This is a genomic window from Azospira sp. (assembly GCF_030247495.1).
Classification (GTDB): Bacteria; Pseudomonadota; Gammaproteobacteria; order Burkholderiales; family Rhodocyclaceae; genus Azospira; species Azospira oryzae.
Window position 1 is genome coordinate 120,444 of sequence record NZ_JAOTRW010000008.1, and the last position, 13,387, is coordinate 133,830.

At 62.0% G+C, this 13,387-nt stretch carries 17 protein-coding genes and 1 tRNA gene; 2 read left to right on the plus strand and 16 right to left on the minus strand.

All coding sequences use genetic code 11. The features are described from left to right. Positions 1-9 precede the first annotated feature (9 nt). The 13 genes from OEL49_RS13040 to OEL49_RS13100 form a co-directional block, all read right to left on the minus strand. Positions 10-639, minus strand: coding sequence for a hypothetical protein (locus OEL49_RS13040; RefSeq protein WP_020200564.1), 630 nt, complete (start codon positions 637-639; stop codon positions 10-12). Between the two features lie 5 nt (positions 640-644). Next, a complete protein-coding gene (locus OEL49_RS13045) occupies positions 645-1,505 on the minus strand; it encodes an ATP-binding protein (RefSeq protein ID WP_020200565.1) in 861 nt (286 codons plus the stop codon). Next, positions 1,505-2,263 (minus strand): BRO-N domain-containing protein, encoded by a 759-nt coding sequence (locus OEL49_RS13050; RefSeq protein ID WP_029043087.1) that lies wholly within the window; start codon positions 2,261-2,263, stop codon positions 1,505-1,507. Before OEL49_RS13050 ends, OEL49_RS13045 begins: the two co-directional genes overlap by 1 nt. Before the next feature lie 2 nt (positions 2,264-2,265). Beyond that, on the minus strand, positions 2,266-2,547 hold the full coding sequence (locus tag OEL49_RS13055) for a hypothetical protein (protein WP_029043088.1): 282 nt from the start codon (positions 2,545-2,547) through the stop codon (positions 2,266-2,268). A 5-nt stretch (positions 2,548-2,552) separates the two neighbouring features. Continuing rightward, a complete protein-coding gene (locus OEL49_RS13060; protein WP_020200568.1) occupies positions 2,553-3,029 on the minus strand; it encodes a hypothetical protein in 477 nt (158 codons plus the stop codon). An 11-nt stretch (positions 3,030-3,040) separates the two neighbouring features. Further along, positions 3,041-3,304, minus strand: coding sequence for a helix-turn-helix transcriptional regulator (locus OEL49_RS13065; protein ID WP_020200569.1), 264 nt, complete (start codon positions 3,302-3,304; stop codon positions 3,041-3,043). Between the two features lie 174 nt (positions 3,305-3,478). Then, the gene (locus tag OEL49_RS13070) at positions 3,479-3,943 is read right to left on the minus strand and encodes a hypothetical protein (RefSeq protein ID WP_020200570.1); all 465 of its coding nucleotides are present in this window, start codon (positions 3,941-3,943) and stop codon (positions 3,479-3,481) included. Beyond that, on the minus strand, positions 3,940-5,352 hold the full coding sequence (locus tag OEL49_RS13075) for a recombinase family protein (RefSeq protein WP_020200571.1): 1,413 nt from the start codon (positions 5,350-5,352) through the stop codon (positions 3,940-3,942). The genes OEL49_RS13070 and OEL49_RS13075 overlap by 4 nt, the downstream gene beginning before the upstream one ends. Next, positions 5,349-5,822, minus strand: coding sequence for a DUF2924 domain-containing protein (locus OEL49_RS13080; RefSeq protein WP_081651278.1), 474 nt, complete (start codon positions 5,820-5,822; stop codon positions 5,349-5,351). Before OEL49_RS13080 ends, OEL49_RS13075 begins: the two co-directional genes overlap by 4 nt. Continuing rightward, positions 5,819-6,034 carry a hypothetical protein gene (locus tag OEL49_RS13085; RefSeq protein ID WP_081651279.1) on the minus strand — a complete coding sequence of 72 codons (216 nt, stop codon included), beginning with the start codon at positions 6,032-6,034 and terminating at the stop codon, positions 5,819-5,821. The genes OEL49_RS13080 and OEL49_RS13085 overlap by 4 nt, the downstream gene beginning before the upstream one ends. An 89-nt stretch (positions 6,035-6,123) precedes the next feature. Continuing rightward, on the minus strand, positions 6,124-6,975 hold the full coding sequence (locus OEL49_RS13090) for an OST-HTH/LOTUS domain-containing protein (protein WP_287875068.1): 852 nt from the start codon (positions 6,973-6,975) through the stop codon (positions 6,124-6,126). A gap of 17 nt (positions 6,976-6,992) precedes the next feature. Continuing rightward, positions 6,993-7,922 (minus strand): ImmA/IrrE family metallo-endopeptidase, encoded by a 930-nt coding sequence (locus tag OEL49_RS13095; RefSeq protein WP_020200575.1) that lies wholly within the window; start codon positions 7,920-7,922, stop codon positions 6,993-6,995. Positions 7,923-7,935: 13 nt separating this feature from the next. Further along, entirely contained in the window at positions 7,936-8,265 is a 330-nt protein-coding gene (locus OEL49_RS13100; protein WP_020200576.1) for a helix-turn-helix domain-containing protein, read from the minus strand. Between the two features lie 244 nt (positions 8,266-8,509). On the opposite strand from OEL49_RS13100, the gene OEL49_RS13105 reads away from it, so the two are divergent. Together OEL49_RS13105 and OEL49_RS13110 are read left to right on the plus strand one after the other, a co-directional pair. Continuing rightward, on the plus strand, positions 8,510-9,745 hold the full coding sequence (locus OEL49_RS13105; protein WP_020200577.1) for a hypothetical protein: 1,236 nt from the start codon (positions 8,510-8,512) through the stop codon (positions 9,743-9,745). A 3-nt stretch (positions 9,746-9,748) separates the two neighbouring features. Further along, a complete protein-coding gene (locus OEL49_RS13110) occupies positions 9,749-10,699 on the plus strand; it encodes a hypothetical protein (protein ID WP_029043090.1) in 951 nt (316 codons plus the stop codon). A gap of 263 nt (positions 10,700-10,962) precedes the next feature. On the opposite strand, the gene OEL49_RS13115 is transcribed toward OEL49_RS13110, so the two are convergent. The 3 genes from OEL49_RS13115 to OEL49_RS13125 all read right to left on the minus strand — a co-directional run bounded on the left by OEL49_RS13115 (position 10,963) and on the right by OEL49_RS13125 (position 13,297). Continuing rightward, a tRNA-Phe gene (locus OEL49_RS13115) sits at positions 10,963-11,038 on the minus strand. 74 nt (positions 11,039-11,112) lie between these two features. Then, positions 11,113-12,648, minus strand: coding sequence for a sensor histidine kinase (locus OEL49_RS13120; protein WP_014235385.1), 1,536 nt, complete (start codon positions 12,646-12,648; stop codon positions 11,113-11,115). Beyond that, positions 12,614-13,297 (minus strand): response regulator transcription factor, encoded by a 684-nt coding sequence (locus OEL49_RS13125; RefSeq protein ID WP_014235386.1) that lies wholly within the window; start codon positions 13,295-13,297, stop codon positions 12,614-12,616. The genes OEL49_RS13120 and OEL49_RS13125 overlap by 35 nt, the downstream gene beginning before the upstream one ends. Positions 13,298-13,387: the final 90 nt, after the last annotated feature.

A 13,387-nucleotide genomic window follows, 5' to 3' on the forward strand; every position in this document is an offset into this window, starting at 1 on the left:
CGGCCTCCCTCACTGTGCCCACGACGGCTTGCCGGTCACCGGTGCGCGTTGTGGAGCCGGTGCCTGATACGCAGGCGCAGCCGCCTGCGCTGGAGCGCCGGAATGTCCACTGCCCGGAGCCTTGGGCGGCACGCCCATCAGTTTTGCGTAGTCGGGGTGATCAGGCTCGACCGCGATCTTGACCACGTTCCGGTCTTGGCCCTTGCCATCCTTCTCAATGTCCACGCGCGCCAGAAACTCCAGGCCATCCAGTTCATGAAAACCCTGGATGCGGCGCGCGGCGGCGGCCTGCGGGCTGTTGTCCTGAGGATGGACGTTGCGGGCGCTGTTGAGCGCGGCGCGGATAAAGCTGCGCCCCATCTGACCCCAGGTCGGCCCCTTCTTGGAGTGCAGGCCGATGTTGCTCCACATCTTGCGCTTGGCATGGTCGCCCGCCGTGACGACAAACTCGGCGGCGAGGTAGACAGAGCCGGTTTCGAAGGACTCGGTGGCGTAGCCGCCGCCCCAGCCTTGTCCCGGATCGTCATAGCCACCGGGCTTGATGGTCATGCGCACTGGCACGACAGCGCCCTTGGGGATCAGGTCAAAGCCCGACTGTTGGGGATCGGCATCTTGGAAATCAAAATAGTTGGACGACATGGCGATTACTCCTTGGATTCGGTGGTGTTTTCTGCGGTGGGGGTGCCGGTGCAGCCGGGCATGGGCAATGGCGACTGGCCTGCGCACTTGGCGATCAGTGCGCCGAGATGCGGCGGCTCCAGCAGGTCGAGACGACCGCTGCGGTCTTTGGCCGGGAAGCCGTAGGGATTGACGGTGTGGGTGACGAAGGCGCGGTAAGCACTGCCGTCGTCGGCCTTGATCTCGGCCAGTGTCACGACCTCATCGACAATGCCGGGCAGCTCCAGACTGGTCTTGCTGCCTTCGATCTGTGGCACGAACACCTTGCGGTTGTAGTCATCGAGGCGCTCGTCGAGGATGGCGACGAACACCACGTTCTTGCCCCGTGCGTGCTGCAAGTGGGTCAGTGCGCCGATCATTTCCTGGCCGAGCAGGCCATAGGCCGCGCGCAGATCCGGTTTGCCGGAGCGGTCACTGGTGGCACCGGGTTGCGTCTTGCACCATGCGAAGCACTGCCGGGACAACTGCGTGATCGAGTCGAGAAAGAAGGTCTGGTAGCGGTCGAGCTGCGTCGGGCTGCCAAATTTCTCGATGACGTGGTCGTAATGCGCCTGCGAGAACGCGCTCTCCGGCGGCAGTGACTTGTCCGGGCCTGCGAGGAACACGAAAAAGTCGCGGCTTTCCGGCCACGATGCCGGGCGGATGGTGTCGCCCGGCCAATCGGCCACGGCGAGATCGCCCGCCTCAATATCGAGGAACAAGGTGGTGGCAGGGTCGAGGTCTTTGAGCCGGGTGGTCTTGCCGATGCCAGACTTGCCCAGCATCAGCAACTTCACACCCTTGCGTTCGGCCAAGCGCTGCTGCGCGGTAATGATCGGGAGGGACATCACGCCACCTCCTTCAGTTGCTCCGCGACCGCCGGATTCCAGAGGATTTGGTAGCCGCTGTGACCGTTGCGGGAGTACGGCATGGCTTCGGCCCATGCTTCACCGGCCTCGGTCAGTTCCCACTCGTCCCGGTCGTTGCGGAACTGAAGGCCGCCGGATGCCAGCAACTGGTTCGTGGCTTTGGCTGAGCGACTCAGCAATTTGCCGAGCTGTGTGGCGTTGAGCGAGCAGATCGGCTCGTTGGCGGCAGGCAAAGCGCGGCGCAGCACTTCCGTGGTCAGGCCGGTGTTTTCCTGAATGCAGGTCAACGTGGCAGCCATTGCAATGCCGGTCTTGACACCCGGTACCTTGGCGACCGCTTCGCCGATCAGCAGGATGGCGGTGACGCGATCTTGGGTCGGCGCGGGCAAGGCAGCCATCGTGGTGGCGGCGGAATACGCGCCTGTCTTGCGGATTGCAGGCAGCACTTCACCGGTGATCCAGCGCTTGAAGCGCTTGGCGGCATCCTTGGTGCTACCGAGGATCAGGGCGTAAAGCCCCGACTCGTTGACGTGGTTTTGACGTTGACGGCCACCTGCCGTAAGGGTCTCCAATTTCTGGAGATCCTCGGCATCGACGTGGGACTTGATCGCCTGAGACGGATTGCCCATCTCCAGGGCGTCGCAGACATCGGTGGCGTTGAACCACGGCAGACCGAGTTCATCGACCTGGACGCGCACGGCGTGCGCTTCGAACTGGAAGGGAATGATCGCGCTCATGATCAGCCCTCCCACGACACGTCGGCGATACGGTCGACTCCACGCGCGGCACGTTTGCGCATCTCGGTGTGGAGTTCTTCCAGCGCGGTGCGGCGGCGGCCGAGCGCCAGCGATTCCGCGTTGGCTGTCTGGATGGCAAAAGCCAGCTCGTCCACAGTGGCGACATCAAGCGGGACAACGACGTCCTGACCGTCCGCGCGGCGATACCGGATTTCGTCAGGGAGGTGTTCGCCGTAGATGGACGGCAGCTGTTGACGCAGCGAGGCGATGAGATTGGTGCTCATGGTCATTACTCCGAATCGATGGAAAGGGTGAAAGACGGCTTGCCGGAATCCACGGTGCGAGCGGCGGCGAACTGCTGTTGCAAAGCAGGCGGCCAGTTCGTGAAGCGGGATTCGGAGACGGACAACTTGATGTCGAGGTAACCCTCGACCTTCTCGCCTGAGGCGACGATGCGTTCAGCGATCTCAGCCAGTTGCTTCTGATCCCAGCTGACCTTCTTGGGCAGCTCGAACTTCAGGTGCAGCGGGCCATCGCTGATGTGTGCTGTGCCGAAGTCACGGCCGGATTCGCGCAGCGCGGTGCGTGCCTGCTCGCCGTAGCACTGATCCAGTGCCGCATCGAACTTGGTGCGCGCCTTCTTCAGCCAGTCGATGGCTGCATCGAGGTTCTTGTCGATCTCGTGTTTCTGCGCGGGCGGCAATGCGGCCAGTTGGCTGACCGACATCTCGGCGATGTCGGCAGGGAAGATGGTGATGTCATTCATCGCATCTCTCCTCAAACCGCCGCGCGTTCGGATGTCGAGTCGTGCAGCGCTTCGCGCTCAAACTCGAGGATCGCGTCGACCGGGTAGCCGACACGCTTGGACAGCTTCAGGTAGCGTGGACCGCGACCCTCACTGCGCCAGCGCTGCAAAGTCTTGGGGCTAACGCCCCAGCGTTGCGCGAGCTCGTTTTCGTTGAGCACGCGGCGATCACCGGGTGACATGGTGTTGATCGCCTGCTGTGGCGACCGGGGGATACCGCTGGTTGGTGTCTGCATGGAATGCTCCTGTGACGTTGTTGAGTAACAGGTGTCATTCCAAACTTCGGGTGGCGAACCTTTAAGGGACGCAATGGCGAACCACGACGGAACTCCAGGTTCGCCAATGGCCCAGTGCAGAAAAGCAAACGGCGAGCACATGGCTCGCCGTCATCGGATGTGTCTGGAAGCAGATCAGGCGTCGGAGAAACCGAGCAATCGACGCTGCGCAGGCCAATCGCGCGGCAGTTGCTCTTGGCGGCCACGCAAGGTGTGCAGATTCAGGTGGCGTGGCTGACGTCCTTCGAATATCGCCTCCACGATATCGGGGGCCAACATGGTCATGCGCAGGACCTCGGCAGCCCAGCCCGGTTCCACTTTGAAGGCGTGCGCCAAGTCCGTTGTCGTGGAGTAGGTGCCATCGTCGATCAAGCGCTTCCAGTAGAAGGCCTTGCCCAGCGTTTTGATCATCGGCACATCGAAGCCACCGATTCGGTCCGCGATCTCGGGGGCTGGCGGTATCAGCAGCTTCCGGTTCTGGCGGCGCTTGATCGTCAGGGGCACCAAGGTAACCCGCTGCCCCTCGCTGACATAACTGCGCGCCTCGGCTCCAATCTCGATGCGGACGGCGCGCTGGCGCTGGTGGGTCGTGGCATTCATGCCAAAGCCTCCTCGACACGCTCTTGGGACTCTTCGATCAAGGGATGCGTGCTGATGTCCGCACCGAATCCGATCCAACCGTCCTCTCGCCAAACGATATCCAGGCCGTGCCCGTGTAGTTGCACGCGTTCGATCAACAGCCGTGTAATCCGTTGCTGCTCGGCAGGGAACAGTTGCGACCACACGTCACCGATGCGCTGCATGGCGACCACCACCTGTGCCTCGTCCAGCGTCGCCCCCGCCGGATGCTGCTGGCAGGATCTCCACACTGCGATCAGCATTTGCGGCGATGAGAGCGCAGCATGGATTTGCGCCAACACTGCATCTTCGATCTCGGCGGCTGGCAGGTGGCCCACGTCCGGCGTATGCGGAGCCAGGCTGGCACCGGCGTTGCGCCGCTTGTGCAGGTAAGGCACGTAGTAGCGGTACTGCCGACCATTTTTCTTTTTGACGAAGGAGTGCAACATGCGTTGGCCATCCGGTGCAAACAGAAGTCCCGCCAGCAGTGCCGGATGCTTGGCTCGGTGTTCGCGCGGAGCCTGCTTTCGCCTCTCAATGAAGGCGTGTGCCGAGTCCCACAATTCTTGAGAAATGATGGGGTCGTGCTGGCCCGAGTACCACGTCTCGTGATTGCAGATTTCACCGAGGTAAATGCGGTTACGCAGCAAGGTAAAGAGGTACTGCTGATCGATGCTGCGTCCCAATCGCTCCCGACCGGACTGGGTGACCCATGCCTTGGTGGTATGCCCTTCGATTTCCAATTCGCGGACGAGTCGCGCAGCCGAGCCGTGCTCGGCATAGCGGCGGAAGATGTCACGCACCAGCGCGGCTTCACGTTCATTGATGACGAGCTTGCGTTCGACCACGTCGTATCCAAGAGGCGGGACTCCGCCCATCCACATGCCCTTGGCCTTGCTGGCGGCGATCTTGTCGCGGATGCGTTCGCCGGTGACCTCGCGTTCGAACTGCGCGAATGACAAAAGGATGTTGAGCGTCAATCGCCCCATCGATGTGGTGGTGTTGAACTGCTGCGTGACCGCGACAAAGGAGACGCCGTTGCGGTCGAAAACCTCGACCAGCTTTGCGAAGTCCGGCAGGCTGCGCGTGAGGCGGTCGATTTTGTAGACGACCACGGTATCGATCTTCCCCGCCTCGATGTCGATCATCAGGCGGCGCAACCCGGGCCGTTCCATGTTGCCGCCCGAGTAGCCGCCGTCGTCGTATCCGTCGTCGACGGCTATCCAGCCTTCATGCCGTTGGCTGGCAATGAAGGCCAAGCCTGCATCACGCTGTGCCTCGAGGCTGTTGTATTCCTGATCGAGGCCTTCGTCAGTGGACTTGCGGGTGTAGACGGCGCAGCGCTTCTTTGGCGTGACTGCGGGAATCTGGTTTCGCCGCACTGAGCTCATACCGCCTCCTTCTTCGAAGCTGGTGCCTTCAAGCCAAAGAACACCGGACCTGACCAGTGACTGCCCGTGATGCGTTTGGCTACAGCGGACAGGCTCTTGAAGCGTTGCCCCTGGTACTCGAAATCATTCGATCCACGCACCAGCACACGATGCTCAATGTCGTCGTAGACGCGTGTCAGGACGGTACCGGGCAGCAGGCGCTGACTATCGCCGCGCAGTTGCTTGGGCAAGATGCCGGTTTCGCCAACCTCCTCGAGCTTCTTGCGCAGTGATGGTTTCAAACCGCCAAACGCGCGCTCTTGCATCCGGTAGGCCAGGCGACTTTCCAACCAGACCCGATGGTGGTGATTCGGCCGTTCATCGAAATGGTCGTCCCAGAGAGCCCAAAGATCATCCATTGAAAGATGGGGAATAGCCGCGACGCGGGCGGCGACTGAGGCGGGCGTTGGTGAGGTTGCGTGTGCTGTCATGGGCGAACTCCGTTGTTGTGATCGGGGTTCGCATTCACGCGCTGTTGGCCGGGGAAGCCAAGGCAAACGTGCTCGCTGTTTTTGGAGATGTCGCGCGATTGGCGGACACGAAGGCGCAGCAGCGCGGCAGCCAAGAGATCAGCGATTTCTTGATGCCCGTGCCGTGGCCGGTCAGGTGATGTGCAAATGGAGATAGGTTCGATTTCTGTCATGGCAAGCGTTCCGATGGAAAACGCTGCTCATGCTAAAAACCAAGGGCACTTCGCGTAACGTGAATTAGCGTGAGTGCGCGGGTTTGGCGCTATGTCTCTTTGGGCCTATACCAAGCCGCGCGCTGGCCATTCACTTCCCGATACCGAAGCTCGAAAAGGCGGGATTCGTGCACGACCTGCCGCCAACTGCTGCACCCATACTTGGCCGGCAGTTGATCGGGATACCTTTCTGCAATCCATCGTCCAGCAGTAGCGACCGGCGTCCACTCGTCGACAGCCAACTGATCTGCCGCTTCACGCAATGCGCGAACAATTCCGGCTGCGGGCCAATCCACCGAGCCATCCGGCGCTATGCCGTTGATCACCAGATCGCGGAAGGCATCGGACTGGGCAAACTCCGCCGCCAGACGACGGGCCTGATCCATGTGCTCCGCCCAGCCTCGCAGTTGCTCAAAGTGTTGATCGACGCGACTGTAGGCCGCCGCCAAGGACTCTTGCGCACCACGGCATCCATCCTGACTCCAAAGGTCGTGCTGGTCGATAAAGTGGTGCACCAGGTTGTTCCGCAGCAGAACCAGTTCCTTCAGATCGTTTTGCGTCGTATCGAAATCCTCGGCAGACATCCGCAAGCTCATCTTCATCTTGAACGAGATGATGTTGTCGGGCGTATCTGGTTCGGCGACCTCGTCTTGCTCGCCGCTGGTGACATACGTTCCGAGCAGCGTGCCAACCAACGTACCCAGAGTCTTGTTTGCGGCATCCGCAATGCGCTCCGCTTGGTTCGATTCGAGGGGTGATCCTGACGCAGAGATTTCGTGGTGTGCCACGATGGCCTTCATCAGTTGTTCGTACTGCTGCAGACGCAAGAGACAACGGCCCAGCATTCGCTGCACCTCGCGTTGCAAGGTCTGCAGTTCTTCATCTATGGGTTGGATCGGCAAGCCTGTCATCGAGGGACTCACCGTACTGGCAATTGCCCGTTCGAGACGAACTGATCGAAGCTGTCAAAGCTCTCGCCGTCTTGCCAAGACCGATCCCATGACCGTGGTTCAGCACTTTCCAGTAGCAAAAGGGTCAGGACGCGATCTCCTGTGGTGTAGCTGTGCTTGAACTCGCGCAACTTCATGTGTGGTGCCTCCTCCGGGCACCAGATCGCTGCAGACATCTCCGTGCCATCCCACTCCTGCTCAACGGTGGAATCAGCAGCCAGGGTGCCGGGTAATGGTTCCTGCGGATCGTCAGTGCGCCGAATGCGGGCGCGCGTCTTGACCGCGCTGCTGCTGCGCCATTCGTACTTCACGAAACCGTTGTCCCAATAGACAAGGATTGCCCGCTGCGTGGTGAATTTGATGAACCGAATGCACAGCGCCTCGAACGACACCTGGAACCGTTTGGCAAGGGCGCTCAGGACATGCAAGTCGATGTGCTGGTTCGAGATCCACTCGCGCAGCAAGTCGCCAGGCATCAGCAGGTTGCTGGCAAAGTCGTCCGCCTCACGTTCGATGACACGGATAGTGTCAGCGCCGGAGTACACGCTTTCCTTGTCGCAGTTGAAACTTTGCCGCTGATCGCGGTGAAGGATGAAGTGGCCCAGTTCGTGAGCGATGGTGAAACGCTGGCGTTCGGGGTTTGCCTTGCCGTTATAGAAGATGCCCCACTCTGCGGTGTCCTGTGGGTTGCGCACCAACATGCCTTCGCAGCTATTGATGTCCAGCACCATCGGGGCCTTGATCTCCCGCACCCCTTTGCCGTAAGGCGTCTCTGGAAGCATTTGCCGGACGACTTCCAGATCCACGGCATCCGGCATGCCATCGGCGTGCCAGGCCCGCAACCATCTCAAGACGGTGCTGGCCGCGATGGAACCGGTTAGGGGCTGGGATGAGCTCAATTGTCAGACCGCCTTAGTTCTTGTCGGGGAACATGATTTTGAGTGCCTGACGGTAACGATCCTTCTCCTCGTCCGTCATTCCAGCGTACTCGCGGAAGAAGGCCACATCTTCTGGACTGGCCTGAGGAACCTGTTCAATGGGCTCGCCCATGATGTCCTCCATCGTCACGCCCAGCACCCTGGCCAAGGCCTGGACCCGTTCAGCGGAGGGACGCTGGCCGTCCTTCATCTCCAGTTCCCATATATACGCCTTGGTACAGCCGACTTCGTCGGCGACCTGTTGCAAGGTCAATTTCTTCGCCTCGCGTAAGCGTCGCAGGCGTGCTCCGAACGCTGAAGCCATAGCGATGCTCCTGTAGGGGAAAACAGTCAGTTAACAAAAACAAGACCGCCAGTATAGCCGCGAGATACAAATAAGGTCTAGATGTGCCGCTTTGATTGACAAGCGGAAATCTGAGGTTCAGAATCGCGATTGTATCTCGCTGCTTTACTTGTACGAGGTGCGTGTTCAGTAACCTAGTCGCTGGCCAGTGCAGTCCGTACATCGGTCGCAGACCTTCGACGCCGATCCAGAAAGGACGATCAAGATGAAGAAGACCTTTGTCGACGTGATGCTCGAGCTGCCGGTGGACGCCACGCTGCGCGACTTCCTGACCACCCACAGCCTGCCTGTGCCCGATGGCTTTGCCTGGGATGACACACCGGAGACCAGCCAGTTTCTGGTCGAAGCGGTCAAAGTCTGGCCCGACATTGCTGCCCGCGACCGGATGACCGCCAACCTCATGGCCAGCGTTCAGTTGGGCGATGCAGCTGGTAAGCAGGCGATGTTTGAGGCGGCCGTGGCCGATGGTGCTGCGCTTGCGGGTTTGGCGCTGTGTGCAAGCGACATCCACCGTTCCTTCTGGCTCTACGTCCACCACCCGGCACTGTTCGAGCGTGCCTATGACTTCAGCTTTTGGGAACAGCATGGGCAACAGACACAGCAATACGATCTTGGCCTGAAACGCCAACCGAACGGTTCGGATGCCAATCTGACCGCGTTGCGTCACGCCATCTCGGCCTTCTACAAGCGCGAACTCCAATGCGGAGACGGCAGCGTGGCGCACTTGGTCGAGCGCAGCCCGGGCGTGTTCCTGTTGTCGGTCCATGTCAAGGACATGGCGATGCTGCGTCTGGAGTTCGAGGGGGCGACCCTGAAACGCCGGGTCGGCAACCCCAACATCCACATGGTGCTGGAGTACGCCAAGTCCACCGGTGTCGTGCGCACGCTGGTGCGCGGCGGGGCAAAGTATCAGCAAATGCTGGTCGAGGCCTTCGCGGAGCATGTGCTGGGCGTGAAAGCAAGCGCTCACAAGATCAAGTCGCCGACTCTGGATCTGTCGATGCTGCGCACCGGGTTCGATGTGCCGGAGGTCTTTGAGGACGGTTTTTCGATGGTGCAGCTCAAGGCACTCACCCTGCTCAGCCCCGACACGGCGCTGAAGATCGAATGCACGGCGATGCAGTCCAGCCAGCAACGCTCGGTGCACGATTTGCTGAAGGAGAAACTCCCAGGCCCGCTGGAGGGTCAGTGGGCGGTGACAGCGGCACAGGTCAATCTCTATTACCCGCCCGAGCCGGGCAGGACTCGCCCCAAGGTGGTCACCATCGAAGTGACCAGCAAAGGGCGGCTGAATCTGCACAAGTTCGACGCCAAGATGCAGGCGCAGCTGGAAGGCTACTTGGTTGCGGTGGGCATCTTGCAGAAGGGCCAGACCCTCAGCGCCCAGGAGTTGCCGCCGGAGACCGACCCAGTCAGTTCTTCATCCGCTTTCGAGGACTGACCAATGACGACGCACGATGCCTGGGCCCTGGTTTGCCGACTGTTCGCAGGCGGCACGCCGGTGCTGCGGGCCACGCTGTCGCCACGCGAGGTATCTGCTTTGTCTATGCTCGGCAAAGCCGTCAGGCCAACAGTGGTGGATCAGTTTTTTGTGCTCTGTCCCCACTGTCAGCAGCATAGGGCGCAGGTCTGGGGCGATGGACGGGGCGGTCGAATCTGCCGGTGCCCGGAGTGTGGCCAGGTTCCTGTCGAGGCAATCGACGGTGCGGCGTTGGCCCTGGACGAAGACTGGCTGAGGCAGAAAATGCGCCTCGCGCTCGACATCGAGAGCCGCGACGACATCGATGACTTGGGCGACGGTGCTTGGCGGCTCGGTAATGCCCGCAGCTCGCCGGTCGTGCTGGCCCGAGATCTGACGAGAGTGCTGCATGAGCCGTCCTTGCTGGATCGTGTCCGAGTTGCGGGTAGCAACATCCGAGTCATCACTCCCAGGCCGCGCACGACTCGTGGATCGCCCTTCGGCTCAGGAGTGGAATGGCTGGCGCTGGAAGAACGATTCACGTTCTATGGCAACGGGATCTCGTTCATCCCTTCGGCACCGTCTGCAGCGCCAGCAGTGGCCGATCCGGCCGCACCTGTGAACGGGCCATTCTCGGCGGACTTCAAGTGGGCGACGCTGCCGGACGTGCAGGCCACGCCGATCCGGTTCACCGATGGTCAGGCTAAGGTCTTCGAGTCGCTGTGGTCGTTCAAGGGAGTCGAGGTGGACGGAGAAAGGATCATGCAGCGCGCTGGCCAGAAGAGCGACAAGCCGATTGACCTGTTCAAGATCAAGTCTAAGGACAAGGGCAAGCCGGAGCACGAGGCTCGACTGGCGGCCTACGGAGCACTCGTCGTCACGCAGCAACGCGCAGGCTTGTATTCCATGCCTTGCGCGGCGGCAGTGTTGGCGTGACGGACTGCTGCTCCAAGCCCACCCGACAACGAATGGCAATGGCACGCGCGCAAATGATGGTCGCAAAAGGCCATGTGCGTGTGCCACGGCGAAGAAGTTAGCGCCGATTTCGAGAGAAGAGAGGGCGGAACGGAGGGCAACCGGGGATGTTCCTGCCAGGCCACAGGAGCCTGGTCGCACACGCAGAATGTGCGGGAACCCCGCGTGTCATGCGGGAAGCACAAATGAAAACGCCCAACCGAGAACAGTTGGGCGCTGAATTTTGGTGGCCAGTCGCGGAATCGAACCACGGACACGCGGATTTTCAATCCGCTGCTCTACCAACTGAGCTAACTGGCCAAAAACGAAGGCCGCATTGTAGCCACGACCTACCGACCTGTCAAAGACTTTGTGACATTTATTTCGCAACGCCCTCACACCGACCCCGGCGGCGGCAGGGAGCGGTTCCAGGCGGAGGCCAGGGGCGCATCTTCGGCCAGCTCGGGACGGGGCTCCTGGTAGGCGGGAAAAACCACCCGGGCGATGCTGCCCTGGCCCTTGGGATTGGGCCGCAGGCTGGCCTGGGCGTGGTGCAGCTCGGCGATCTCGCGGACGATGGGCAGGCCCAAGCCGGAGCCTTCGGTGCCCGCATCGTCCACCCGGTAGAAGCGCTCGAAAACCAGTTCGGACTGCTCCTCGGTGATGCCGATGCCGCTGTCCTCGATTTCCAGCACCACTTCCGATTCGCCGCCCTCGCTGCGCCGGCGCACCACCCGGCAGGTGACCTGGCCGCCCACGGGGGTGTAGCGCAGGGCGTTGTCGATGAGGTTGTTGATCATCTCCCGCAGCAGGAAGGAGTTGCCCTCGATCTCGGTGGCGCCGTCGGCAGGCTCGTAGCCCATGTCGATGTAGTTCTCCAGGGCCCGCATGACCCAGTCCTCGACGATCTCCCGCAGCAGCTTGTCCAGGTTCATGGGCGCCAGGGGCTGGCTGGCGGCGCCGCTGCCGGCCTCGGCCCGGGCCAGGGTAAGCAGCTGGTTCACCAGGTGGGAGGCCCGGTCCACCGCCCCGGCCATCTGCCGCAGGGCGTACAGCAGGCGCTCCGGGTCGTTCTCCCGCATGGCCAGCTGGGCCTGGGTCTTGAGGCCGGTGAGGGGGGTGCGCATCTGGTGGGCGGCGTCGGCGATGAAGCGGGTCTGGGCCTCCATGTTGCGCTCCATGCGCTCCAGCATGCCGTTGAAGGCCTCGATCAGGGGCTGCAGTTCTTCCGGCACCTTGCGCGTGTTGATGGGCGAAAGATCGCCGGGACGTCGGGCCTCGATGCGGCTGCGCAGCTTGGTCAGGGGTTTCAGCCCCTGGGAGAGGCCGAACCAGACCAGGATCACCGCCAGGGGAATGATGACGAACTGGGGCAGGATGACGCTGGCGATGATCTTGTTGGCCAGCTGGGAGCGCTTTTCCAGGGTCTCGCCCACTTCCACCACCAGCCAGCGGTCGTCGGGCCGGTTGGGATCGGCGAGGAACTGGTAGGCGATGCGCAGGTCCTGGCCGTTGAATTCGCCGTCGCGGAAGCTGATCTCGCCGGTGTCGTCCCGGGGCCGCACCAGCTCGGGGGCCACCGGCAGTTCCTTGTCGCCGGCCAGGCGTGTGCCTTCCCGGGTGACGACGTGGAAGTAGACGCTGTCCACCTCGTCGGCCCGCAGCACGGCCCGGGCCGAGCCGGAAAGGTTGATCACCGGCTTGCTGTCGCTGTAGCGGATCTGCCGGGCGATGGCGTTCACGTTCTCCCGCAGGGCCTGGTCGTAGGGATAGCCGGCGACGATGTTGGCGAAGTAGTGGGTGATGGCGATGCTGATGGGCCAGACGAAAAGCAGGGGCGCCAGCATCCAGTCCAGGATTTCCCCGAACAGGGACCGCTGGGCGTCGCCCCCCTCCTTAGCGGCCGGCGCCGGGTTCTTGCGGCTTTTCAAGGCAGTAACCGAGTCCGCGCACGGTGGCGATGCGCACCCCGCCGGATTCCAGCTTCTTGCGCAGGCGGTGGATGTACACCTCGATGGCGTTGTGGCTCACCTCCTCGCCCCAACCGCACAGGTGGTCCACCAGCTGGTCCTTGGAAACCAGGCGGCCGACCCGGGAGAGGAGGATTTCCAGCAGCCCCAGTTCCCGGGCCGAGAGGTCCAGGTTCTGGCCGTCCAGCTGGGCCACCCGGCCGGCCTGGTCGTAGGTCAGGGCACCGCAGGTGATGACCGGGGCGGTACCGGAGGAGCGCCGGGTGAGGGCCCGCACCCGGGCCTCCAGTTCGGCCAGCTCGAAGGGCTTGGCCATGTAATCGTCGGCCCCCAGGTCCAGGCCCTTGACCCGGTCGCCGGTGCCGTCGAGAGCGGTGAGGATCAGCACCGGCAGCTGCACATTGCGGGCCCGCAGGCGCTTCAGCACCTCCAGCCCGGGCAGCTTGGGCAGGCCCAGGTCGAGGATGAGCAGGTCGTAGGAATTGGTCATCAGGGCCGTGTCGGCCTCCAGACCCGTATAGGCGCAGTCGACGGCGTAGCCGCCCTGCCGCAGGGAACGGGAAAGCCCGTCCGCGATGATTTTGTCGTCTTCAGCCAGGAGTATGCGCATGGAGGATAAGAGCCTGATCCGCGTAAGTTTTATGTAAGCCCGCGCCCTTAATCTGGCGCCGCTGTTCTCCTTTTATGGTCTTAGGAGTCT